We start from the raw sequence: 22,849 nt of genomic DNA on the forward strand, positions 1-22,849 counted from the left end.
GGTATCTTCAAAACCTTTCGAGGTATTCCACAAACCTTTGATGGTATTCTCAAAACCTTTCGAGATCTCCCACGTACCTTTGATGCTATATCAAAAACCTTTGGAATTCTCTAACCTTCAATGTTGCAGCTTATCAACACAAATTTACTTATCATGATGGGCCATTCAATGCTTTTTTGATATCCATATGAAATTCTGCTCATTAATGTTTGTTTCAAAAAATCAATATGTTACCAATATAGTCTGCATGCCGTACTATCCATGCTCTAAAGTTTTCCCAATGAAAATATCCCCTCGCATCAAGGGGACACTCCATACTTTTATTCTCTTTACTATTCCATCCAAGCTTCACTTGTCGGGTTTTCAAGCCATTTGGATAGCTTTTTTCGATCTTGTTCATCGATATCTCCACGTTCTATTGCAGTGTCCATAAGTGTTTGATAGTCGCAAAGTGCGCGCACATCTAAACTATGGTTTGCTAAATTTTCGTTGGCTACCTTTAGTCCATATGTAAAGATGGCCACCACACCCAGTACTTCACAACCTGCTTCTCGTAATGCCTGAACTGCTCCAATTGCGCTTCCTCCTGTGGAAATAAGGTCCTCGACGACAACTACCCTTTGTCCAGGCGTAACCTTCCCCTCAATTTGATTGCCTTTTCCATGTGCTTTTGCTTTGCTACGTACGTAGCACATTGGCAAGTTTAATTCATGACTAACCAATGATGCGTGCGGGATACCTGCCGTTGCGGTACCAGCTATGACCTCTACATTATTAAAATGTTCATTTACTAAACTAGCGAGTGATTCTGCGATGTTTTTACGTACTTCTGGATAGGAAATGGTCAACCTGTTGTCGCAATAAATAGGGGACTTTATCCCTGATGACCATGTAAAGGGGTCATTTGGTTGGAAAAATACTGCCTTGATATCTAGCAAGTTTTTAGCTATTTTGTTCATTCCATCTCCACTCCTTGCCATTGTTGTAATACTAATTGATAGGCCTTTACTGGGTCATCCGCTCTTGTAATACTGCGTCCGACGACAATTTCAGTGGCTCCTAACTGACGGGCTTCCGCTGGGGTAACGATCCGTTTTTGGTCGTTTTTGCTATCACCTTTCAAACGGATCCCTGGTGTCACTTTCTTAAATTCGTTTCCAAGGACCTCTTGCAGCATGGTAGCTTCAAGTGAGGAGCAAACCACACCATCCAATCCTGACTCAAACGCATTTTTAGCATAGTGGAGCACCGTATTTTCAAGTGATACTGCCACTAATAGGTCTTCTTGCATTCTTTTTTCCGTCATACTTGTTAGCTGTGTTACAGCGATGAGGTGTGGAGCTTTTTTACCTGATATTACTGCACCTTCCTTTAATCCTTCTAATCCAGCTGACATCATTTCTTTTCCACCCGCAGCATGGAGATTTGTCATCGAGACACCTAATTTTCCTAGTCCTTTCATTGCCTGATAGACAGTTTGGGGAATATCATGGAGTTTCAAATCTAAGAATACCTCGTGACCTGATGCGATTACTGACTCTACAATGCGAGGTCCTTCTTGATAAAATAATTCCATTCCAATTTTCGTATATAATTTTTCTTCATTAAAAAGTTCGAGAAAATGTTCCACTTCATTTTTACTGGCAAAATCAAGGGCGACTATAGGCAATTTTTGCATGCTGCTTCCAGCTCCTTCCGATACATTCAGAGATATGTTCGAACCCTAATTCATGCATTTTGTATGGAAGTTCTTCGATGATAGTTGGACATACAAAAGGATCTATGAAATTGGCGGTTCCAACCGCTACCGCACTTGCACCTGCATAGAAATACTCTAGTACATCCTCAGCCGATTGTATTCCTCCCATTCCTATGATCGGGATAGAAACTTTTTGGCTGACTTCATGGATCATACGAATTGCTACTGGTTTAATCGCAGGGCCAGACAATCCACCTGTGCCATTGGCAAGAATAGGACGACCTGTCTTTAAATCCATTCTCATTCCGAGCAGGGTGTTAATCATCGTTAGTCCATCTGCTCCTGCGGCTTCGATTGCTAATGCAATTTCACTTATGTTTGCCACGTTTGGTGATAGTTTTACATATACAGGAACGCTGGATACTTCTTTTACAGCTTGTGTCACTTGGGCAGCAACTAACGGATCTGTTCCAAAGGCGATACCACCAGTTTTTACATTCGGACACGATATATTTAATTCTAGTGCATGTACATTTGGAGCTTTGGATATTTCACGAGCTACTTGAACATAATCTTCTATTTCTGAACCAGCGACATTGGCAATAATAGGGACATTAAATTTTTCTAAGAACGGTAACTCTTCTGTAAGGACTTTTTCCAATCCAGGATTTTGTAGTCCAATGGCATTGAGCATTCCTGCATTCGTTTCTGCGACTCTTGGTGTAGGGTTCCCAAAGCGAGGTTCGGCTGTTGTTGCCTTGATCATAATGGCTCCAAGAACATTTAGGTCATATAATTTAGCATATTCCCTACCAAACCCGAAACATCCAGATGCTGGCATGATGGGGTTTTTGAGGTCAAGTCCTGGCAATTGAACAGTTAAGCATGTCATAGTACCACCTCCCTTGCTTTGAATACAGGTCCATCAGTACAAACTTTTTTATACGTATAACCTTGTGGATCGTCCTGCAAATGGCAAACACAAGCAAAACAGGCCCCTATGCCGCACCCCATTCGTTCTTCTAAAGAGAGGTATACGTTCTCATTTGGATACATATTTTCAAGAGCTTTTAGCATTGGTGTTGGTCCACAAGCAAATAGTGTTGTAAAACTAGGAGTAATTTCATCAAGAATGGTAGTAACAAACCCTTTTGTTCCGTAGCTGCCATCCACCGTTGCCACATAGGTATCACCAAAATAGGAAAATTCATTTTTGTAAAAAACATCTTCCTTTGATTGGAAGCCTAGAATGTGTGTTGTTCTTACTCCTGTTTGGTTTAATTGTTTTGTTAGCTCTAATAGTGGAGGAACACCTATACCTCCACCAACAATTAGAGCATGATCTCTACTGTTTAATTGAGCTATTGGAAATCCATTTCCTAACGGGCCCAACACATCAATCTTTTCGCCAGATTGTTTTGTAGCTAATAACTTGGTACCTTTACCATCCGCGCGGTATGTGATGCGAAACCGCCCTTTTTTTGTATCAATGGAAGAAATGCTTATCGGTCTGCGTAACAAGGTATCGAAGCCTTCTGTTACACGAATATGAACAAATTGGCCTGGAGAACTCATCATTTCGACAAGTTCCCCTTCCAAGGTCATTTCATAAATATTTCGGGCAATTTCCTTTTGAGAAATAACAGTCATCCAGGCTTTTTTCATTAATTAAACACCGCCTCTTGTTCTGCCTTTTCTAATGTTTCGATTGATTCGATGGAAAAAGTCATGGACTCAAGAACTCGGAGGATTGCCTTTGCTGTGTCTAATGATGTAAGGCAAGGAATTCCGTTTTCTACTGATTCACGGCGGATCCGGAAACCATCACGTGCAGGTTGTTTTCCTTTTGTTAGCGTATTTATGACAAATTGCGCTTCTCCTTTGCGTATGACATCGATTAGATTTGGAGAGTCTCCTCCTATTTTATTAACTATTTCAACTGGAATCATTTCTTCCCCGAAATATTCTGCTGTTCCTGCTGTAGCTAGTATTTTATAGCCAATTCGGTGAAACCTTTTAGCAAGAGATAATGCCTCTTCCTTATCTTTGTCAGCAATGGTGAAGAGTACCGAACCAAATGTTTTGATGGAAATTCCTGATGCGACTAGACCTTTATATAATGCTTTTTCAAGTGTCATATCTTTACCCATTACTTCACCTGTAGATTTCATCTCAGGTCCTAATGTGATATCGACACTTCTTAACTTTGCAAATGAGAATACCGGAACTTTAACAAACACACCTTTTGTTTCTTGCTGTAGTCCAGTTGAGTATCCTTGAGAAGCTAGTGTTTCTCCTAGAATTATTTTAGTTGCGACATTGGCCATCGGTACATGTGTTATTTTACTCAAGAATGGTACCGTCCGACTTGACCTTGGGTTTACTTCGATTACATATACTTGCTCTTTATAGATAACAAACTGAATGTTTAGCAGTCCAATAATATTTAAGCCTTGAGCAAGGCGAGTTGTATAATCAATAATTTGATTTTTTATTTGCTTACTTAAAGTTTGTGGTGGATAGACTGCTATCGAATCTCCAGAATGGACACCCGCACGCTCTATATGCTCCATAATTCCTGGTATAAATACATCTTTTCCATCTGATATGGCATCCACTTCAATTTCTTTACCAATCATGTATTTATCAATTAGAACAGGGTGCTCAGGATTCACCTTAACTGCATTTTTCATATAGTGCAAAAGTTCATCTGATTTGTAGACAATCTCCATAGCACGACCACCTAGAACATAGGACGGTCTTACCAAAACAGGGTAACCAATTCCTTCAGCTATATTAATTGCTTGTTCAATAGAAGTTGCTGTTTTCCCTTTAGGTTGAGGAATTTCAAGGTTATTCAATGTTTGCTCAAATTTATCTCTGTTTTCAGCTCGATCGAGATCCTCTAGTGTTGTTCCTAAAATTTTTACTCCTCTTGCTTCCAGCTCTGCCGCAAGATTAATTGCCGTTTGACCACCGAATTGAACGACAACCCCTTTTGGTTTTTCGAGATTAATAATATTCATAACATCTTCAATGGTTAGTGGTTCAAAGTATAGCTTGTCTGAAATTGAAAAGTCAGTGGAAACTGTTTCTGGGTTGTTGTTGATAATAATTGCTTCATATCCTGCTTCCTTAATTGCCCATACAGAATGGACAGTAGCATAATCAAATTCGACCCCTTGCCCGATTCTAATCGGTCCTGATCCTAGTACTACAATACTTTCTTTCTCTGTTACGGTAGATTCATTTTCCTCTTCATAGGTACCGTAATAATATGGCGTACTAGATTCAAATTCAGCAGCACACGTATCGACCATCTTATACACTGGCGCAATACCGTGTTGTAATCGAATATGGTAAAGTTCCCTTTCAGTTGTGTCCCATAGCTTGGCAATGGTTTTATCGCTAAATCCCATTTCCTTTGCTTTCTTTAATGTTTCTGCACACTCATTGTGCTTAGTAATATTTTCTTCCATCGATAGTATATTGTGTATTTTTTGCAGGAAGAAAAGGTCAATTTCACACCAGTTATGAATGGTTTCTATCGTAACCCCTCTGCGCATTGCTTCAGCGATGTAGAACAATCGCTCATCACCGGCTTTTCTAATCCGCTTTTCTACCAATTCATCTGCAAATTCTTCACTCCCTTCCAATTCTACATGATAGATATTGGACTCAAGTGATCGAACAGCTTTTAACAATGATTCCTCGAAGGTTCTGCCAATTGCCATGACTTCCCCAGTTGCTTTCATCTGAGTTCCTAGACGTCGATTTGCTGATTCAAATTTATCAAAAGGAAATCTTGGTATTTTTGTAACAATATAATCTAATGCTGGTTCAAAGCAGGCATAAGTCTTACCTGTTACTGGATTCATCATTTCATCAAGAGTAAGTCCTACTGCGATTTTTGCAGCAAGCTTGGCAATCGGATACCCGGTTGCTTTTGAAGCAAGTGCTGATGAGCGGCTTACCCTCGGGTTTACCTCAATGATGTAGTATTGGAAACTATGAGGATCTAGCGCAAGTTGAACATTGCATCCACCTTCAATTTCTAATGCTCGAATAATTTTTAAAGAAACATTTCGAAGTAGCTGATACTCTCTATCGCTAAGTGTTTGACTCGGTGCTACAACGATAGAGTCACCTGTATGAATACCAACTGGGTCAATGTTTTCCATATTACAAACTACAATTGCATTATCATTACTGTCACGCATTACTTCATATTCTATTTCTTTAAAGCCTGCGATGCTTTTTTCAAGAAGACATTGAGTGACAGGGCTGTTTTTTAAACCACTTGTCACTATTTCATCTAGTTCATCCGGATTGGAACAAATTCCTCCTCCAGTCCCACCAAGTGTGTAGGCTGGTCTAACGATAACGGGGTAGCCAACAATTTCAACGAATTGATATGCTTCATCAAGATTAGTAATAATTTCACTCTCTGGTACAGGTTCTGTTAGCTCATTCATTAAGGAACGGAACAATTCCCGATCTTCTGCTTTCTGAATTGCAGAAAGCTTCGTACCTAAAATCTCGACATTACATTCTTCTAACACTCCAGCCTCTGCAAGCTCCACTGCCAGATTGAGACCAGTTTGTCCGCCAAGTGTAGGAAGAATCGCATCTGGCCGTTCCTTTCGGATTATTCTGCTTACAAACTCTACTGTCAAAGGCTCCATATAGACTTTGTCCGCCATTTCTTGATCAGTCATGATTGTCGCCGGATTAGAGTTGACTAAAATAACACGATAACCTTCTTCTCTCAAGGCAATGCACGCTTGTGTGCCGGCATAGTCGAATTCCGCCGCTTGCCCAATCACGATTGGACCGGAACCTATTACTAAGATGGATTTGATATCTAGACGTTTTGGCATAATTGCTCCCCCTCTTTAGCTTCTTTAATCAATGTCATGAATTGATCAAATAAATAGTTGGCATCCTCGGGACCTGGGCTTGCTTCTGGATGATACTGAACAGTAAATACTGGGTGCTTCTTATGTCTTAATCCTTCTACTGTATCGTCATTTAATGCGATATGCGTTACTTCTAGTTCCGTATTTGATAAGGATTCGTCGGTTACGGTATAGCCATGGTTCTGTGAGGTCAAGGCAACTTTTCCAGTGCGTAAATCTTTGACAGGATGATTGGATCCTCTATGACCAAATTTCATTTTTTCTGTGTTAGCACCACATGCAAGGGCAAATAGTTGGTGACCTAGACAAATCCCGAAAATCGGTATTTGCCCAATTAAGTTTTGGATCATACTGATTGCTTCTGGTACATCCTTTGGATCTCCAGGTCCATTAGAAAGCATGACTCCGTCTGGACTTAGTCTCATCACTTCTTCTGCTGTTATGTTATAAGGAACAACTACCACGTCGCACCCACGTTTATTTAATTCTCGAAGAATTCCGTGCTTCATACCAAAGTCAACAAGTACTACTCGGAAGCCTCTACCTGGACTAGGATATGCAGTTTTAGTGGAAACCTGCTGTACCTGGTTAGTAGGAAGTGTGGTTGATTGTAAGTTATGAATGATTGCTTCTTTGTCAACGGCCAATCCACACAGTGCTCCTTTTAACGTTCCATATTTACGGATTATTCTTGTTAGTTTTCTTGTATCAATCCCCGCGATTCCGGGGATATCCTTTGCTTTAAAAAATTCATCCAATGTCCATTGATTCCGGAAGTTGGAAGGATAATCACTTACTTCTTTTACAATAAAACCACGTATTGCAGGATCAATAGATTCAAAATCATCACGGTTTATCCCGTAATTTCCCACAAGTGGATACGTTAATGTTACTAATTGTCCACAATAGGAAGGGTCGGATAAGATTTCTTGATATCCCGTCATTCCTGTATTGAAAACGACTTCTCCGATAGAGTCTTTTAAGCTTCCAAACGCCTTTCCTACAAAGAAAGTACCGTCTTCTAATATTAGTTGTCGATTCATACTTGAACACTACCTTTCTGCCAAACTAGTTTTCCATCAACAAAAGTCATAACCGGCCAGCCTTTACATTCCCAACCAATGAATGGCGTATTTTTCCCTTTGGAAAGAAAGTTTCCAGAATCTACGCTCGAAATATCTTTTAAATCAATGACAGTTAAGTCGGCTACAGTTCCTTCTTGAAGTGTTCCATATGGAAGATTAAATACTTTTGCAGGTTTTACTGTCAGCCATTCTAGCAATTGTTTTAATGTGAAAATTCCCTTTTCAACAAAATGACTATATAAGAGAGGAAATGCAGTTTCTAACCCGACAATTCCGAACGGTGCTTTTTCCATTCCTTCTGCTTTTTCCTCTGCAGTATGTGGAGCATGGTCTGTAGCAATGAAATCAATTGTTCCATCCAATAATCCTTCAATTAATGCCTCTTGATCGTCCTTACCTCGCAGTGGAGGATTCATTTTAAAGTTCGGATCAAGACCTGGAATTTCCATCTCACTTAGTAATAGATGATGAGGACTTACCTCAGCTGTTACGTTTATCCCTGCTCTTTTCGCATCCCTTACTACCCTTACAGACTCCTTAGTGCTAATGTGACACACATGGTAGTGACAGCCTGTTGCTTCAGCGAGAAGAACATCCCTTGCGATATGTACTGATTCACAAATGGATGGAATGCCATTGATCCCGTGTTCTTTAGAAAATATCCCTTCATGTACAGATCCTCTGTTAATTAATGTGTTCTCTTCACAATGGGCAACAATGGCCACATTAAGTGAAGCTGCTTTTTTCATCGCACTTAACATCATAGAAGCATCCTGTACCCCTACTCCATCATCTGTAAAGGCAAATGCGCCAACTTTTTTTAATTCTTCAAAATCAGTCAATTCTTCCCCTAACTGTCTTGTCGTAATGCAAGCATATGGAAGGACTCTGACAACTGCAGTGTCATCAATTTTAGAATTTAACCATTTTAACTGATCAACAGTGTCTGGAGTCGGTCTTGTATTCGGCATCGCGCAGATGGTGGTAAATCCACCTTTTGCTGCTGCTTTTGTGCCGGTTTCAATAGTTTCTTTCTTTTCTCCACCAGGCTCACGTAGATGAACATGCACATCGATGAATCCAGCTGATACAAGATTGCCATCTAAATCTATTACTTCTTTTACGTCTTCTTCTCTAATGTCGGAGGCTATTCTAGCAATGGTACTCCCCTTTAACAGCAAATCCACTTTTTCCATTTCACCTTCCGTATTAAGCCATTTTCCATTCTTTAATAAGATTGTCATGTGCCATTCCTCCTTCATTACTAGTCAACGATTTTTTTAATACCGCCATTCTCATGTACAAACCATTTTCCATTTGTTTAAATATTCTTGAGCGCCCACATTCCACTAGTTCTGATGCAATTTCTACACCTCTATTAATAGGTGCAGGGTGCATAATGATAGCACCAGCCTTCATTTCCTTTTCTCGTTGGATTGTCATACCATATTTTTGATGATATTCATCCAATCCTCCGTTGTCGCTATCATGTCTTTCGTGTTGGATTCTTAGCAGCATGATGACATCACTCGTCTGAATCGCTTCTTCCATAGTGATGTATGTGTTTGGCTGATAGCTTTCATCCATCCATTCCGGAGGAGCTACAAATCTTACTTCTGCTCCGAATCTCTGTAAAATATCTTCGTTTGAACGCGCTACTCGACTGTGGCGAATATCTCCGATGATGGTAATCTTTAATCCTGCAAATCGTTTAAATTCCTGATAAATAGTCATGATATCTAATAATGATTGAGTCGGATGATTTCCACATCCATCCCCTCCATTGATGATGGCAGTATTCACGTTTTGTAATTGATTAAAATAATCTTCCTCTGGATGCCTGATGACAACAGCACTTACACCTAATGATTCCAACGTTTTAACCGTATCGTATAAGCTTTCTCCTTTATTTACACTTGATGTTCCTACTTCAAATGGGAGCACCTGTAATCCAAGCCTTCTCTGTGCTACTTCAAAACTGCATTTTGTTCTTGTACTCGACTCGTAAAAAAGGTTTGCTACAAACGTTAACGATTCAGGTGTCCATTTTGCACCATTTTGAAAGTTAGTGGCGTCTTTTATTAATGCCATTATTTCATCATTCGTTACGTCTGACATTTTTCGTAAATGCTTCATTTGAAAACCTCCCTTTAGAATAGTGTAATGACACCTTCTTTTTGCCGTAAAAAAACACCCTGTCCGAGGTGGAAGGGTGTTTGAATCATGCTTTGACAGACAGGTGGATAAATTATCTCATCTGTCTGATCAAGCTTTTCCACCCTTCCTAGCCTCTCTGGACTATTTTTAAAAGGTTTTAAGCAACTGTATTCTCTTTTTCTTCAAATGTTTCTGTTTGTGTTTTTCCTTTACCAGGCAAAATCAGGTTTAAGGCAATTCCGATGATAGCTGCCAAGGCCATTCCAGCAATCTGCAAATTCCCCAATTGGATGAATGCTCCACCTACCCCGATGACCAAAATTACAGATGTAATGATAAGGTTTCTTTTTTCGTTAAAATCAACTTTGTTATCAATCATCGTTCTTAATCCACTTGATGCAATGATTCCGAACAATAGGATGGACACACCGCCCATTACAGGACTTGGTATCGTTCCGATCAATGCTGCAATCTTTCCTACGAATCCGAATAGGATTGCCAGAACTGCTGCTCCTCCGACTACGAACACACTGAATACTCTTGTGATGGCAAGTACTCCGATATTTTCGCCGTAAGTTGTATTTGGTGGTCCACCTACAAGAGCTGCAATCATAGATGCAACCCCATCTCCAAGGATTGAGCGGTGAAGACCAGGTTTTTCAATTAAGTTTTTGCCAACTATTTTACTAATTACCATTTGGTCTCCAATATGCTCTGCAATAGTTACTGCAGCTATCGGTACCATTATCCCAATAATAGTTAGTGTTACCATTGGAGAGTAATCTACGAACGGAAAGATAAAGCTAGGTGCTTCAATCCAACCTGCTTCCAAAACGGTTGAAAAATCAACAAGCCCAGCGAAATATGCACTAACATAACCACCGATTATTCCTATTAGAATCGGGATGATTCCAAATATTCCTCGGAAGAAAATCGCACTAATAATAGTAATGGATAATGTAATGAGGGCGATGCTTAAATGTTTGACACTATAAATCAGTTCATTGGGAGCAGCTCCAGGGTTTTCATACATTGCCATTCCCACCGCAACTCCTGCTAGACCAAGTCCAATTACGATAATGACAGGTCCGACGACAACCGGTGGTAGTACATTCAAAATCCATTGATGCCCCAATACTTTTATCAGCATTGCAATCACACCGTAAACTACTCCAGCTAAGAAACCTCCGACCATCGCTCCACCAGGACCTGCGACTTCAGACACTGCGATAATCGGAACGATAAAGGCAAAGGATGATCCAAGATAAGCTGGAATCTGACCTTTTGTAATCACTAGATATGCCAATGTACCAAGTCCACTTGAAATTAATGCAACTGCTGGGCTCAACCCTACAAGTGCTGGTACTAAAATGGTTGCCCCAAACATTGCAAATAAATGCTGTATGCTGAAAAGCAGCCATTTTGATTTTGATGGGACCTCTCTTATATCTAAAACTGGTTTCTGACTCATTAAACTGACCTCCTAAATTTTCGCATAAAAAAACTCTTTGTAGAGCCCTAAGGCACAAAGAGGTAGAGAGGTCCCATTAACCACCATAGGTCATGGTACCAGTTTACCCCTTTGTAAGCCTCACGGGACTTCATTTAAAAGGGTTTTTTATTTTTCATGTATACTTACTTGATCATGTTGATCTATTTCAGAAAGCTGTACGACTATTTTTTCAGAGCTTGCGGTTGGGATATTCTTACCGACAAAATCCGCTCTTATCGGCAACTCTCTATGTCCACGATCGACGAGAACTGCCAATTGAATTTGTGCTGGTCTACCAAAGTCCATCAATGCATCCATTCCTGCCCGGACTGTTCTTCCAGTAAAAAGCACGTCATCTACTAATATTACTTTTTTATTGTTAATGTCTACAGGAATATCAGATCCTTTAACTAAAGGTTCACTGTCAGAAGTTTTTGTTGTTAAATCATCTCTGTATAGGGTGATATCCAGTTCCCCAACTGCAATTTCCTTTTCTTCAATCTCGCTTATACGGGAAGCTAGCCTCTTCGCAAGATAGATTCCCCTAGTTTTTATCCCGACTAGTATGGAGTCATCCACTCCCTTGTTTCGTTCAATGATTTCATGGGCAATGCGAGTCAGAGCTCGTCTTATTGCTTGCTCATCTAGAACAGAAGCCTTTTCTGCCATCAGGTTCACCTCTTTTGCAAATATACAGTAACAGAAACAAAAAACCTCTCACCGTTTTTGATGAGAGGTTTTTTGCATAGGGATAAAGAAGAAATTCATAAAACTGAATTCTTCTCTTCCTATATGCCGTTACCTTCTCAGCCTCACGGGACTGTCGTTAAAGGTCTTATTCAACTGTCATGATTATCTCAAAATAATATTAGACTGTCAACGATTTTTTATTTGATTTAGCAGTTGTTCAAATTCGATTGGAGCAGGGGCTTCAAACTCCATATATTCTTCTGTTCGAGGATGAATGAATCCAAGGATACCAGCATGTAATGCTTGACCACCAATATCAAGTGTTTTTCTTGGTCCATATTTAGGGTCTCCAACAAGTGGATAGCCGATATATTTCATATGAACGCGAATTTGGTGCGTTCTTCCTGTTTCTAATTGACACTCAATATGAGTAAAGTCCTTATAACGGTCTATTACCCGGAAATGGGTAACAGCTTGTCGACTATTCTCATCTGTTACTGTCATGCTTTGTCTATCCTTTTTATCCCGTCCAATTGGGGCATCAACCGTACCTACATCATGTGAAATAACTCCATGTACGATTGCTTGATACTTACGTGTCACGGATTTATCCACAAGCTGGTTAACAAGTTTTTCATGGGCAAAATCATTTTTTGCTACCATCAATAAACCAGATGTATCCTTATCTATTCTGTGAACAATACCAGGGCGCAACACACCATTAATTCCCGATAAATCCTTGCAATGTGCCATTAATCCGTTCACAAGAGTGCCTGTTGCATGTCCTGCTGCGGGATGGACAACCATACCTCTTGGTTTATTTACGACAATTACATCTGCATCCTCATAGTAAACATCTAAATCCATTTTTTCTGGAATAACATCTAATTCTTCTGGTTCAGGAATGGAGAGTAATACCTCATCACCAGTATTGCATTTATAATTTGGCTTTATTTTTTCTCCATTTACTAATACATGTCCTTCTTTAATCCATTGCTGCACTTGTGAACGGGACCATTCTTCATTATGCAAAGAAAGTACCTTGTCTAATCTGTCATGCTTTTGTGATTCATCTATGTGAATCGTTAAACTTTCAGTCATTATTTTGATAGCTCCTTCTCTTTCTTACCTTCCATTATCGTTAATACCAGTATGATTCCAACTCCTATAACTAATGCGGAATCAGCAACATTAAAAATAGGGAAATCATAGGTAAAGATATATGTGTTAATAAAGTCAATCACTTCTTGATGTAAAACTCTGTCAATGAAATTACCTATTGCTCCACCAAGCATCAGACTTAAGGCGAGTTTCATCCAAGGTTGGTCTTTAGGTAACTTTTGTAAGTATACAATCAGACCGATCACTACAATTACTGTAATAATATAAAAGAAATACATTTGACCTTCTAAGATTCCCCATGCGGCTCCACTATTTCGATGGGATGATAGATATAAAAAGTTTTCGATAATTGGAATACTCTCTCCAAGATCCATGTATTGAACGACTAACCACTTTGTTAATTGATCAAGAAATATAATTGCAAGTGCTATAAGATAATACATCCCTACAGGTACCCCCAGCTTTTTATATGTACTTTTGAATTATAGCAAAACAGAAGTGGTAAATAAAGTTTATACTAATGGCTATCATCTAAAAAAATTGCTAATAAGCAGAAGAAAGAATGTTTTAGTTCTTATCACCAACTTTGTACTAAATAAAAGAGCGGAATGGATCATTGGAAAAAATAGAAACCTCCGCTGTGTTGATAGCGGAGGTTTTGCTTGCTTTGCACCTTTGTGGCATTTGTGCAATTCTTATGCATTATAATTTTCTTTTACTACTGAAGCACAGCGGTCACAGATTGACGGGTGATCAGAATCTGTTCCAACTGTTGTTGTTACTACCCAGCAGCGGTCACATGTTTCACCATCTGCAGGTGTGACAAGAATAGCAACATCATTAAACTGTTGTGCAGTTTCAGGCGCTTGTTCTTTATCACCTGCAACTTCCAAACCAGATACGATGAATAGCTGCTGAACATTTTCTTCAATTGAGTCTAATAGAGATTTAGCTTCAGCATTAACATAAAGGGTTACTTTAGCAGCAAGCGATTTACCGATAACCTTTTCGTTACGAGCAACCTCTAATGCTTTTAATACATCGTCACGCAATGCCATAAATTTATCCCATTTCTCCTCAATTACATTAGCATTTTCGATAGTTAATGCTTCTGGCATATCTACAAGCTGTGCACTCTCTTCTTCCACAAACTCAATATGAGACCATACTTCGTCTGCAGTATGAGGAAGAATAGGTGTTACTAGCTTCGTTAATGCAAGCAACGTTTCATAAAGCACTGTTTGGATAGCACGGCGGTCATGTTGATTTTGCCCTTCGATATACAAGATATCTTTTGCAAAATCAAGATAAAACGAACTAAGTTCAATCGTACAGAAGTTGTGAACAGCGTGGTAAATACCCGCAAATTCATAATCTTCATAGGATTTTTTAACTTTTGCAATTAAATTATTTAGCTTTACCAACATATATTGATCTACTTCACGAAGCTCATTTACTGCAACAGCATCTTTTGATGGGTCAAAGTCGGCAAGATTACCAAGTAGGAAGCGGAATGTGTTACGAATTTTTCTATATACTTCTGCTACTTGCTTTAAAATATTGTCTGATACTCGGACGTCCGCTTGATAATCAACAGATGCTACCCATAAACGAAGGATATCTGCCCCAAGCTGATTCATTACCTTTGAAGGCAAGACAACATTCCCTAAAGATTTACTCATTTTCCGTCCATCTCCATCAAGGGCAAAACCATGGCTGAGGATGCCTTTGTATGGTGCTTTACCAGTGACAGCTACACTCGTAGTAAGGGAGGAATTGAACCATCCACGATATTGGTCAGAACCCTCTAGATAAAGGTCAGCTGGACGTACTAGGTCATCTCTTTCTTCTAAAACGGATTGATGGGAAGATCCAGAATCAAACCAAACATCCATAATATCCATTTCTTTTGAGAATATACCATTTGGGCTTCCTTCATGTGTAAATCCTTCTGGGAGCAAATCTTTCGCCTCTTTTTCAAACCAGATGTTTGATCCGTGCTCTCTGAATAAGGCAGACACATGATCAATTGTTTCATCTGTGATGATTTCTTGGCCATTTTCTGCATAGAATACAGGAATCGGTACACCCCATGCACGTTGACGGGAGATACACCAGTCACCGCGGTCACGTACCATATTAAATAGACGCGTTTCACCCCATGCTGGCACCCACTTGGTCTCTGCTACCGCTTGTAATAATTGGTCTCTGATTTTATCAATGGATGCAAACCACTGTGCTGTTGCACGGAAAATAGTTGGCTTCTTCGTACGCCAGTCATGTGGGTAGGAATGTGTAATAAAGTTCAATTTTAGTAAAGCCCCAACCTCTTGGAGTTTCTCTGTAATTGGTTTATTTGCTTCATCATAAAATAACCCTTCAAAGCCAGGTGCTTCTTCTGTCATGTTCCCTTTCGCATCTACAGGGCATAAAACATCAAGACCGTATTTTTTCCCAATAACAAAATCGTCTTCCCCATGTCCTGGAGCTGTATGAACACACCCAGTACCGGCATCAGTCGTTACATGATCACCTAGCATCACTAATGAAGTACGATCATAAAATGGATGCTTGGCAACAACGTTTTCAAGCTTGGCACCTTTCAAGATGTTTACCACTTTTGGATTATTCCACTCCAAAGTGTTGGTTACTGTTTCAAGCAACTCACTAGCAATAATGAATTTCTCGCTATTTACCTCTACAACACTGTAGTCTAATTCAGGGTGAACAGCGATTCCGAGATTTGCCGGAATCGTCCAAGGAGTTGTTGTCCAAATGATAAAGCGCTCAGAGCCATCCAATACCCCTTTTCCATCTTCTACTTGGAAAGCAACATAGATAGAAGGTGAACGTTTATCCTGATACTCGATCTCCGCTTCCGCAAGTGCAGACTCACTGGATGGGGACCAATACACAGGTTTTAGACCTTTATAAATCAATTCATTTTTGGCCATATCTCCGAACACTTTGATTTGTTGTGCTTCATATTCAGGCTTCAATGTAATATACGGGTTAAACCAATCCCCTCGTACACCTAATCTCATGAACTGCTCTCTTTGATTATCGATTTGGCCGTAAGCATATTCTTCACACAGTTTTCGAAATGCTGCCACAGTCATTTCTTTCCGTTTTACTTTTTTATTTTTAGTTAATGCCGTTTCAATTGGCAAACCATGCGTATCCCAGCCTGGAACATAAGGGGCATGGTAACCACTCATCGATTTGAAGCGTACGATAAAATCTTTCAGTACTTTATTTAACGCATGACCCATATGAATGTCTCCATTTGCATATGGTGGTCCATCATGTAATACGAACATAGGGCGACCTTTCGTGCGTTCTTGGACTTTTTTATAGATGTCCATCTCTTCCCACTTCTCTTGCTGTTGTGGTTCACGGTTTGGTAAATTTCCACGCATAGGGAATTCAGTTTTTGGCATTAGTAATGTGTCTTTATATTCCATCGTCTTTCCTCCAACTTTCATAAAATAATGAAATCAAAAAATAAAAAAATCCTCTCATCCCAAAAAGGGACGAGAGGATCTCCCGTGGTACCACCCTAAATTGGCAAAATTACATAGAAGTAATTCTAGCCCACTTTAGCATTCGTAACGTGAATGTAACGATTAAACTTACAAGCAAACATGCCTTCAGTTTAATGCTCAAGGGTGATTTTCACTTCTTACCTTATATCAGGCTTGCACCGACCCTGACTCGCTTAAATAAGTGTATTAGAAGCTACTGTCCCTATCAACGCTTTGATTGATAGTAAATAAAAAATATATTTTTTAGTTTATGACAAATTTAAGATTTGTTTCGTTATTATACTGAATATTACCTTATTTAGTCAAGGTTATACTCCACTTTCCTCTAATTCTTTATCTTTTTCTTCATATTCCATCAAATGCTCCCAATCGTCATTATCAATTAACTCGAGTTGAGCCTCGACAAGCATTTTGAATCGATTACGGAAGATCTTGGATTGTTTTTTCAACTCATCAATTTCCACTTGAAGCTTTCTTGATTTTAGCAAAGATTCATTAATTATCCGGTCCGCGTTCTTTTCCGCTTCCTTTATAATAAGCTTTGCTTCCTTTTGAGCATTTCTTCTTACATCTTCAGCAGATTCTTGCGCAACCAAGATCGATTTATTTAAGGTTTCTTCTATACTCGTAAAGTGGGAAAGACGTTCATTTAACTCCTTCACCTTTTCCTCATGTTCCTTTTTTTCACGCAATACCATTTCATAGTCTTTAATTACTTGATCAAGAAACTCATTTACTTCGTCTAAATCATATCCTCTGAATACCTTATTAAATTCCTTATTATGAATATCAAGTGGTGTTAAGGGCATCGGTGCCACCTCCATTAAAAAGATCTCTTCTGTTACGTAACACTATTCGACAGTTACGCATTGTTTCCTGCCAAAAAGGATAATTATTTTTGTTTGCCAGCAATAATTCTCCATTTGTCTTTCTTTGTTTTGCCATCTATCGTCACAATCTTACTACGTCCAAAACCACGCAAGGAGAGTATGTCTCCTTTTGCACATTCGAAGGAAGTACTCTCTACTGTTTTCCAGTTAACCTTTACCTTTTTCGCTCCAATAAACAATTGAGCTTTTTGTCTGGAAATATTGTAAATCGCAGCTACTAAAACGTCTAGGCGCAAAGAAGAAGCAGTAGTAGACACTTCATCCCATTGTGTTTTTGGGGCAATTAAATCACTTAGTGGAATCTCTTGTAAAGAGACCTTTACCTTCCCAACAGCTTGAAATTGAAGTTCAACAAATGCACTAACTTCTGCACTAAGAGCAAGTTGTACTTCTTTTTCGTGAAAATAGATATCTCCGAACTTATTTCTCTTTAAGCCAAGACCAAGTAAGGAACCGAGCACTTGCCTATGTTCTATTTGGACAAACTTTTCTGGATAAGATAGTTGATACCCTTTTAACTGAAAATCTTCCAATGAAGGGATATAGTACTCTGGATAGAGAAACGCACGTTTACATTCCGCATCTAACGCTCCCCCAGAAAAATCTAGTTTAACATCATCGTCATGTCCAATTATACTTTTTATGATATCTTGTTCACGAGGATCTAAGAAATCAGTAAGCTTTGGCGCATATTGGTGAGAGACCGCCTCTTTCCACTCGATTACCTGGTCAATAAAATCATGTTCTTCAGGTCGAAAATGTTGATAGATACTCATTTTATCACTCTACTTAACAAAAAAATAAAAAGGGAATCGACGTTTATAAAGATTCCCTTCAAAGATTAATACAATCCTAACAATTCAAAAAGTGCCTTTAATCCAACCATAGCGTAACGTAATACAAAAATTGCTACTATAGGAGAGATATCAATCATACCTAGCGGTGGGATTATACGTCTGAACATATCTAAATATGGTTCACATATTCTCCCTAGAAAACTTCCGAAAGAAGATTCTCTCGCTCCAGGAAACCAAGACATAAAAATGTAGATGATTAATAATATTGTGTAAATAAATACTAAGTTTTCCAGTAAACCTATTACCATACCCATAAATGCCTACCACCTCTTATCTGTAAAGTCATCTTGTTCATGCTGCATTATTTCAGAAATTGATCCTGAGACATCCACATTATCTGGAGTGCAAAGGAATATGTTTTGACCGATTTTTTGAATATCCCCACCAATGGCATACACCGTGCCACTTAAGAAATCGACTATTCTTTTTGCTTGGTCCATTTCAATTCGTTGAAGGTTCACTATAATTGCTCTGCGGTTTTTCAAATGGTCTGCAACATCCTGTGCTTCTGAATACGATCGAGGTTCATAAAGTACCACTTTTGATGTCTTTTGAACACTTTGTAGACTGACTACATTTTGTTTTGCAGGTTGAGATGCAGCCGACCGAGTTCTTCTAGAATCTTCCACCATTGATTCTTCCTCATATTCTTCAGTATCTTTATACTCATACTCTTCATCATCTAAAGCAAAAAAGCTTTTGAATTTTGATTTAATCGTCATTACCTACACCTCCATATTATTGTTCATTTCCAACAAGTGCACTACCAATCCGAATAAATGTAGCACCTTCTTCGATTGCAATCATATAATCATTGGACATACCCATAGATAATTCTGTGCAAGGTGCATAAGGAAGGTTCCACGCCTGAATCTTTTCTTTTAATACTCTTAATTCACGAAAAGTAAAGCGCAATACTTCCTCGTCATCGGTGTAGGGGGCCATTGTCATTAAACCAACAACTTTAATGTTCGGGTATTTTTCAAGCTTTTTTATAAAATTTAATGCTTCTTCTTTTAGTAGTCCATGTTTTGATTCTTCCTGTGATACATTTACTTGAACAAAACACTTGATAATATGCTCTGCTCGTTTATGTAGTTCTTTAGCTAATGATTCCCGATCGAGCGAATGAATATAATCTACGTTTTTAATAATTTTTTTTACTTTTTTAGATTGCAGGCTTCCAATAAAGTGCCAAATAGGCTCACCATGAAGTTCCTCTTGTTTCGCTAAAAGACCTTCTTCCCGGTTCTCTCCAAGGTGAGTAATACCTGCGGTTAAAGCCTCTGAAGCTCTTTTAGTAGAAACATATTTAGTTACACCAATTACCTTTACTTCGTCTGGGTTACGATTCCCTTTTTTGCAAGCTTCTAAAATATTTGTACGAATAATTTCTAGATTTTTCAAAACAGATTGGTGGCTATCCATGTACTGACGCTCCTTTCAGACCAATAAAACTCATCATTCGTCCAGTTTTTCCTTGATCACGTCTATGTGAAAAGAAAAGTGAATGATCAGTGCTTGTACAAAAAGAGCTACATAGAATATTTTCTTCCTTTATGCCTGCTTTTTTTAAAATTTCAACATTCACATATTTCAGATCGAGTTCGTATTGCCCCTTAGAAACTTCTTTAAATGCGGATTGATGACACTGAAAGGGAAGAATTGATTTTACTTGATTTATCACAAAATCATCTACCAAATATGACTGAGAGGAAATAGAAGGTCCGATTGCAACAAAAATATCATCAGTTGCGACACCTTCCATTTCCCACTTTTTGATCATCATTCCACCAATTTCTTTAACTGTTCCCTTCCAACCCGCATGAGCTAATCCTATATAATGATATGAAGGGGCAAAAAAATAGAGTGGGACACAATCAGCAAAACAGAGTGTTAAAAGAACATTTTCGCTGTCTGTATAAATACCATCAGTTCCAGCAATGGCATTCTTATAATTAGTGACACCCTTGCCTCTATGGGCGGGGGATACTTTAACAATATAATTTCCGTGTGTCTGCTCACAACCAATCCAATTGTCCATTGGGAAGTCAGTTATATTTGCAAGTATTTGTTTATTTTCCACGACATGCTCAACAGAATCCTCGACATGCAACCCCATATTAAAAGAATTATATGCCCCTTGGCTTATCCCACCATTTTTGGTTGTAAAACCAACAATTAGTTCCGAAAGTTTCTCTTTCCAGCTTGGGAGTGTAAGAAATTGTTTCTGTTCCAAAACAAATGGTTCCGTCATTTGAGACACCTACTTTTTTACGCTCATATTCCTTCATATTGTACCACAATATTCGATAGACATTGTATTATAATATAGGTTTCGACAAGAATTTTCGTGTTTTTACTCGTTATAACTTTCCTCTATAGTATTTTGATAGCGTACAAGAATAACATCTGCACCAATTTTCACTATGTTCCGCCAAGGAATAACCACTTCTTCATCCTTACCAAAGAATCCGAGCATTTTTCCCCCGCCAGTAATGATAATAGCCTCAATTTTTCCATTTGTAAGGTTTATATCAATATCTCCAATGTTTCCAAGTTTTTTTCCATCCGAAACACTTACAACATCTTTCATTTGAAAATCTGATATTTTAACCATAGTCATTCCTCCAATATTTATCATAGTTAACTATATGATACTTGCCTTATACTTCATGAAGAAAAAATAAAAAAGCCAGCGATTCATTTGTAAATAATGAATCATATCTGGCTTTATTAACTAGCTTTGAATATTTTTATTCATTTGTTTGATAGCTGCTTTTTCTAACCGGGAGACTTGGGCTTGTGAGATTCCTATTTCATCAGCAACTTCCATTTGTGTTTTTCCTTGAAAAAACCTTTTTCTTAATATGAGCTTCTCTCGGTCATTCAGTCTTCTCATGCCTTCTTTTAATGCAATTTCCTCAATCCACTGGATGTCCTTATTTTTTTCATCACTTATTTGATCCAACACATAGATAGGGTCGCCTCCATCATTATAGATTGGTTCAAATAAGGAGACAGGATCTTGTATGGCATCAAGAGCAAATACTATTTCTTCGTGCGGAACCTCCAGCACTTTTGAAATTTCTTCAGCTGTCGGCTCTCTTGAGGTTTCACTCATTAATCTTTCTCTTACTTGAAGTGCTTTATATGCAATATCACGTAAGGATCTAGACACTCTAATCGGATTGTTATCCCTTAAGTATCGTCTAATTTCTCCGATAATCATCGGCACAGCATATGTAGAAAATTTAACGTTCTGACCTAAATCAAAGTTGTCAATTGATTTCATTAGCCCTATACAACCTACTTGAAATAGATCATCGACAAATTCTCCACGGTTGTTAAATCGTTGAATAACACTTAATACAAGCCTTAAGTTTCCGTTTACGAGCTTTTCACGAGCAGACAATTCACCACTTTGCATTTCTCTAAACAACTTTCGCATTTCATCGTTTTTTAAAACCGGAAGCTTGGATGTGTCTACCCCGCAAATTTCAACTTTATTACGTGACATTCTTTCCCCTCCTAACAGGAGTTGCTGTTAAGAGTTAAGTATCTCCTCTGGAGGAAAAAATATGCACTTCCATAAATCTATCTATTCTGACAAATTTTAGGAATGTTGTCATTACTGACAATTTATCATAAAAAATATTTTTTTACACCATTTTATTAAATTCTTTTCTTAATCTTTTTATGATTCTTTTTTCCAATCTTGATATGTAAGATTGTGAAATTCCTAACATATCTGCTACATCTTTCTGCGTTTTTTCTTCTCCTCCAATTAATCCAAATCTTAATTCCATGATTTGTTTCTCACGATCATTTAACGATTCCAGCGCCTTTAAAAGCAACTTACGATCAACATTTGCTTCAAGGTCTTTCGTAATAATGTCTTCATCTGTACCCAACACATCAGAAAGGAGAAGCTCATTCCCATCCCAATCAATATTGAGGGGCTCATCGAAGGAAACTTCAGAACGCACTTTATTATTCCTTCTTAAATACATCAGAATTTCATTTTCAATGCAGCGGGATGCATAAGTGGCAAGCTTAATCTTTTTTTCAGGATTGAATGTATTTACGGCTTTTATTAATCCAATTGTCCCGATGCTAATCAAATCTTCAATGTTAATGCCTGTATTTTCAAACTTTCTAGCAATATAAACAACTAATCGTAAATTTCGTTCAATAAGGATAGATCTTGCCGCCTGATCACCTTTAGGTAATTTAACCAATAAATGAGCTTCTTCTTCTTTAGATAAAGGAGGTGGTAACGCTTCGCTTCCCCCTATATAAAAAACTTCATCAGTTTTTATACCGAGCTTTATTAATAGTTTATACCATAGATACGTAATTTTTATTTTAATTTTACCCAAACTGATTCCTC

General features: G+C 38.4%; 23 protein-coding genes and 1 other annotated feature. All 23 genes read right to left on the reverse strand.

The genetic code is table 11. The features are described from left to right. Positions 1 to 332: 332 nt before the first annotated feature. Positions 333 to 959 carry an orotate phosphoribosyltransferase gene (gene pyrE, locus LRP81_RS02735; protein WP_230499706.1) on the reverse strand — a complete coding sequence of 209 codons (627 nt, stop codon included), beginning with the start codon at positions 957 to 959 and terminating at the stop codon, positions 333 to 335. Beyond that, a complete protein-coding gene (gene pyrF / locus LRP81_RS02740; RefSeq protein WP_230499707.1) occupies positions 956 to 1,678 on the reverse strand; it encodes an orotidine-5'-phosphate decarboxylase in 723 nt (240 codons plus the stop codon). The genes pyrE and pyrF overlap by 4 nt, the downstream gene beginning before the upstream one ends. Then, positions 1,650 to 2,591 (reverse strand): dihydroorotate dehydrogenase, encoded by a 942-nt coding sequence (locus tag LRP81_RS02745; protein ID WP_230499708.1) that lies wholly within the window; start codon positions 2,589 to 2,591, stop codon positions 1,650 to 1,652. Before LRP81_RS02745 ends, pyrF begins: the two co-directional genes overlap by 29 nt. Further along, positions 2,588 to 3,364: a dihydroorotate dehydrogenase electron transfer subunit gene (locus LRP81_RS02750; protein WP_230499709.1), complete on the reverse strand. Its 777-nt coding sequence runs from the start codon at positions 3,362 to 3,364 to the stop codon at positions 2,588 to 2,590. Before LRP81_RS02750 ends, LRP81_RS02745 begins: the two co-directional genes overlap by 4 nt. Next, on the reverse strand, positions 3,364 to 6,579 hold the full coding sequence (gene carB, locus LRP81_RS02755; protein ID WP_230499710.1) for a carbamoyl-phosphate synthase large subunit: 3,216 nt from the start codon (positions 6,577 to 6,579) through the stop codon (positions 3,364 to 3,366). The genes LRP81_RS02750 and carB overlap by 1 nt, the downstream gene beginning before the upstream one ends. Continuing rightward, complete coding sequence (locus tag LRP81_RS02760) at positions 6,564 to 7,661, reverse strand: carbamoyl phosphate synthase small subunit (protein ID WP_230499711.1); 1,098 nt, start codon at positions 7,659 to 7,661, stop codon at positions 6,564 to 6,566. Before LRP81_RS02760 ends, carB begins: the two co-directional genes overlap by 16 nt. Next, the gene (locus LRP81_RS02765) at positions 7,658 to 8,947 is read right to left on the reverse strand and encodes a dihydroorotase (RefSeq protein WP_230499712.1); all 1,290 of its coding nucleotides are present in this window, start codon (positions 8,945 to 8,947) and stop codon (positions 7,658 to 7,660) included. The genes LRP81_RS02760 and LRP81_RS02765 overlap by 4 nt, the downstream gene beginning before the upstream one ends. Next, on the reverse strand, positions 8,913 to 9,839 hold the full coding sequence (locus LRP81_RS02770) for an aspartate carbamoyltransferase catalytic subunit (RefSeq protein WP_230499713.1): 927 nt from the start codon (positions 9,837 to 9,839) through the stop codon (positions 8,913 to 8,915). Before LRP81_RS02770 ends, LRP81_RS02765 begins: the two co-directional genes overlap by 35 nt. A gap of 14 nt (positions 9,840 to 9,853) precedes the next feature. Next, a complete protein-coding gene (locus tag LRP81_RS23210) occupies positions 9,854 to 9,982 on the reverse strand; it encodes a hypothetical protein (RefSeq protein WP_263458220.1) in 129 nt (42 codons plus the stop codon). A gap of 35 nt (positions 9,983 to 10,017) precedes the next feature. Then, positions 10,018 to 11,331, reverse strand: coding sequence for a solute carrier family 23 protein (locus LRP81_RS02775; protein WP_230499714.1), 1,314 nt, complete (start codon positions 11,329 to 11,331; stop codon positions 10,018 to 10,020). A 147-nt stretch (positions 11,332 to 11,478) separates the two neighbouring features. Then, a complete protein-coding gene (pyrR, locus tag LRP81_RS02780; RefSeq protein ID WP_230499715.1) occupies positions 11,479 to 12,021 on the reverse strand; it encodes a bifunctional pyr operon transcriptional regulator/uracil phosphoribosyltransferase PyrR in 543 nt (180 codons plus the stop codon). Positions 12,022 to 12,228: 207 nt separating this feature from the next. After that, positions 12,229 to 13,143 carry an RluA family pseudouridine synthase gene (locus LRP81_RS02785; protein WP_230499716.1) on the reverse strand — a complete coding sequence of 305 codons (915 nt, stop codon included), beginning with the start codon at positions 13,141 to 13,143 and terminating at the stop codon, positions 12,229 to 12,231. Then, positions 13,143 to 13,607 (reverse strand): signal peptidase II, encoded by a 465-nt coding sequence (lspA, locus tag LRP81_RS02790; protein ID WP_230499717.1) that lies wholly within the window; start codon positions 13,605 to 13,607, stop codon positions 13,143 to 13,145. The genes LRP81_RS02785 and lspA overlap by 1 nt, the downstream gene beginning before the upstream one ends. Before the next feature lie 252 nt (positions 13,608 to 13,859). Beyond that, positions 13,860 to 16,628 (reverse strand): isoleucine--tRNA ligase, encoded by a 2,769-nt coding sequence (gene ileS / locus LRP81_RS02795; protein ID WP_230499718.1) that lies wholly within the window; start codon positions 16,626 to 16,628, stop codon positions 13,860 to 13,862. A 62-nt stretch (positions 16,629 to 16,690) separates the two neighbouring features. Next, positions 16,691 to 16,927 (reverse strand) — a binding site (T-box leader). Positions 16,928 to 17,017: 90 nt separating this feature from the next. Then, positions 17,018 to 17,518 (reverse strand): DivIVA domain-containing protein, encoded by a 501-nt coding sequence (locus LRP81_RS02800; protein ID WP_230499719.1) that lies wholly within the window; start codon positions 17,516 to 17,518, stop codon positions 17,018 to 17,020. A gap of 83 nt (positions 17,519 to 17,601) precedes the next feature. Further along, entirely contained in the window at positions 17,602 to 18,375 is a 774-nt protein-coding gene (locus tag LRP81_RS02805; protein ID WP_230499720.1) for a YlmH family RNA-binding protein, read from the reverse strand. 65 nt (positions 18,376 to 18,440) lie between these two features. After that, complete coding sequence (locus LRP81_RS02810) at positions 18,441 to 18,710, reverse strand: YggT family protein (RefSeq protein ID WP_230499721.1); 270 nt, start codon at positions 18,708 to 18,710, stop codon at positions 18,441 to 18,443. Between the two features lie 6 nt (positions 18,711 to 18,716). Next, entirely contained in the window at positions 18,717 to 19,178 is a 462-nt protein-coding gene (locus tag LRP81_RS02815; RefSeq protein ID WP_230499722.1) for a cell division protein SepF, read from the reverse strand. 16 nt (positions 19,179 to 19,194) lie between these two features. After that, positions 19,195 to 19,884 (reverse strand): YggS family pyridoxal phosphate-dependent enzyme, encoded by a 690-nt coding sequence (locus LRP81_RS02820; RefSeq protein WP_230499723.1) that lies wholly within the window; start codon positions 19,882 to 19,884, stop codon positions 19,195 to 19,197. Further along, positions 19,877 to 20,713: a peptidoglycan editing factor PgeF gene (gene pgeF / locus LRP81_RS02825; protein WP_230499724.1), complete on the reverse strand. Its 837-nt coding sequence runs from the start codon at positions 20,711 to 20,713 to the stop codon at positions 19,877 to 19,879. Before pgeF ends, LRP81_RS02820 begins: the two co-directional genes overlap by 8 nt. 102 nt (positions 20,714 to 20,815) lie before the next feature. Next, entirely contained in the window at positions 20,816 to 21,076 is a 261-nt protein-coding gene (locus LRP81_RS02830) for a YlmC/YmxH family sporulation protein (RefSeq protein WP_230499725.1), read from the reverse strand. A 120-nt stretch (positions 21,077 to 21,196) separates the two neighbouring features. Continuing rightward, positions 21,197 to 21,976, reverse strand: a complete 780-nt coding sequence (gene sigG / locus LRP81_RS02835; RefSeq protein WP_230499726.1) for an RNA polymerase sporulation sigma factor SigG — start codon at positions 21,974 to 21,976, stop codon at positions 21,197 to 21,199. Between the two features lie 142 nt (positions 21,977 to 22,118). Further along, positions 22,119 to 22,838 (reverse strand): RNA polymerase sporulation sigma factor SigE, encoded by a 720-nt coding sequence (gene sigE / locus LRP81_RS02840; protein ID WP_230499727.1) that lies wholly within the window; start codon positions 22,836 to 22,838, stop codon positions 22,119 to 22,121. Between the last annotated feature and the right edge of the window lie 11 nt (positions 22,839 to 22,849).

It is taken from the genome of Sutcliffiella rhizosphaerae (assembly GCF_917563925.1).
GTDB classification, from domain to species: Bacteria; Bacillota; Bacilli; order Bacillales; family Bacillaceae_I; genus Sutcliffiella_A; species Sutcliffiella_A rhizosphaerae.

Excerpts from the sequence above, each read along its gene's own strand:
- pyrE (WP_230499706.1), bottom strand. The coding sequence starts at position 959 with ATGAACAAAATAGCTAAAAACTTGCTAGATATCAAGGCAGTATTTTTC.
- pyrF (WP_230499707.1), bottom strand. The coding sequence starts at position 1,678 with ATGCAAAAATTGCCTATAGTCGCCCTTGATTTTGCCAGTAAAAATGAA.
- LRP81_RS02745 (WP_230499708.1), bottom strand. The coding sequence starts at position 2,591 with ATGACATGCTTAACTGTTCAATTGCCAGGACTTGACCTCAAAAACCCC.
- LRP81_RS02750 (WP_230499709.1), bottom strand. The coding sequence starts at position 3,364 with ATGAAAAAAGCCTGGATGACTGTTATTTCTCAAAAGGAAATTGCCCGA.
- carB (WP_230499710.1), bottom strand. The coding sequence starts at position 6,579 with ATGCCAAAACGTCTAGATATCAAATCCATCTTAGTAATAGGTTCCGGT.
- LRP81_RS02760 (WP_230499711.1), bottom strand. The coding sequence starts at position 7,661 with ATGAATCGACAACTAATATTAGAAGACGGTACTTTCTTTGTAGGAAAG.
- LRP81_RS02765 (WP_230499712.1), bottom strand. The coding sequence starts at position 8,947 with ATGACAATCTTATTAAAGAATGGAAAATGGCTTAATACGGAAGGTGAA.
- LRP81_RS02770 (WP_230499713.1), bottom strand. The coding sequence starts at position 9,839 with ATGAAGCATTTACGAAAAATGTCAGACGTAACGAATGATGAAATAATG.
- LRP81_RS02775 (WP_230499714.1), bottom strand. The coding sequence starts at position 11,331 with ATGAGTCAGAAACCAGTTTTAGATATAAGAGAGGTCCCATCAAAATCA.
- pyrR (WP_230499715.1), bottom strand. The coding sequence starts at position 12,021 with ATGGCAGAAAAGGCTTCTGTTCTAGATGAGCAAGCAATAAGACGAGCT.
- LRP81_RS02785 (WP_230499716.1), bottom strand. The coding sequence starts at position 13,143 with ATGACTGAAAGTTTAACGATTCACATAGATGAATCACAAAAGCATGAC.
- lspA (WP_230499717.1), bottom strand. The coding sequence starts at position 13,607 with ATGTATTATCTTATAGCACTTGCAATTATATTTCTTGATCAATTAACA.
- ileS (WP_230499718.1), bottom strand. The coding sequence starts at position 16,628 with ATGGAATATAAAGACACATTACTAATGCCAAAAACTGAATTCCCTATG.
- LRP81_RS02800 (WP_230499719.1), bottom strand. The coding sequence starts at position 17,518 with ATGCCCTTAACACCACTTGATATTCATAATAAGGAATTTAATAAGGTA.
- LRP81_RS02805 (WP_230499720.1), bottom strand. The coding sequence starts at position 18,375 with ATGAGTATCTATCAACATTTTCGACCTGAAGAACATGATTTTATTGAC.
- LRP81_RS02810 (WP_230499721.1), bottom strand. The coding sequence starts at position 18,710 with ATGGGTATGGTAATAGGTTTACTGGAAAACTTAGTATTTATTTACACA.
- LRP81_RS02815 (WP_230499722.1), bottom strand. The coding sequence starts at position 19,178 with ATGACGATTAAATCAAAATTCAAAAGCTTTTTTGCTTTAGATGATGAA.
- LRP81_RS02820 (WP_230499723.1), bottom strand. The coding sequence starts at position 19,884 with ATGGATAGCCACCAATCTGTTTTGAAAAATCTAGAAATTATTCGTACA.
- pgeF (WP_230499724.1), bottom strand. The coding sequence starts at position 20,713 with ATGACGGAACCATTTGTTTTGGAACAGAAACAATTTCTTACACTCCCA.
- LRP81_RS02830 (WP_230499725.1), bottom strand. The coding sequence starts at position 21,076 with ATGGTTAAAATATCAGATTTTCAAATGAAAGATGTTGTAAGTGTTTCG.
- sigG (WP_230499726.1), bottom strand. The coding sequence starts at position 21,976 with ATGTCACGTAATAAAGTTGAAATTTGCGGGGTAGACACATCCAAGCTT.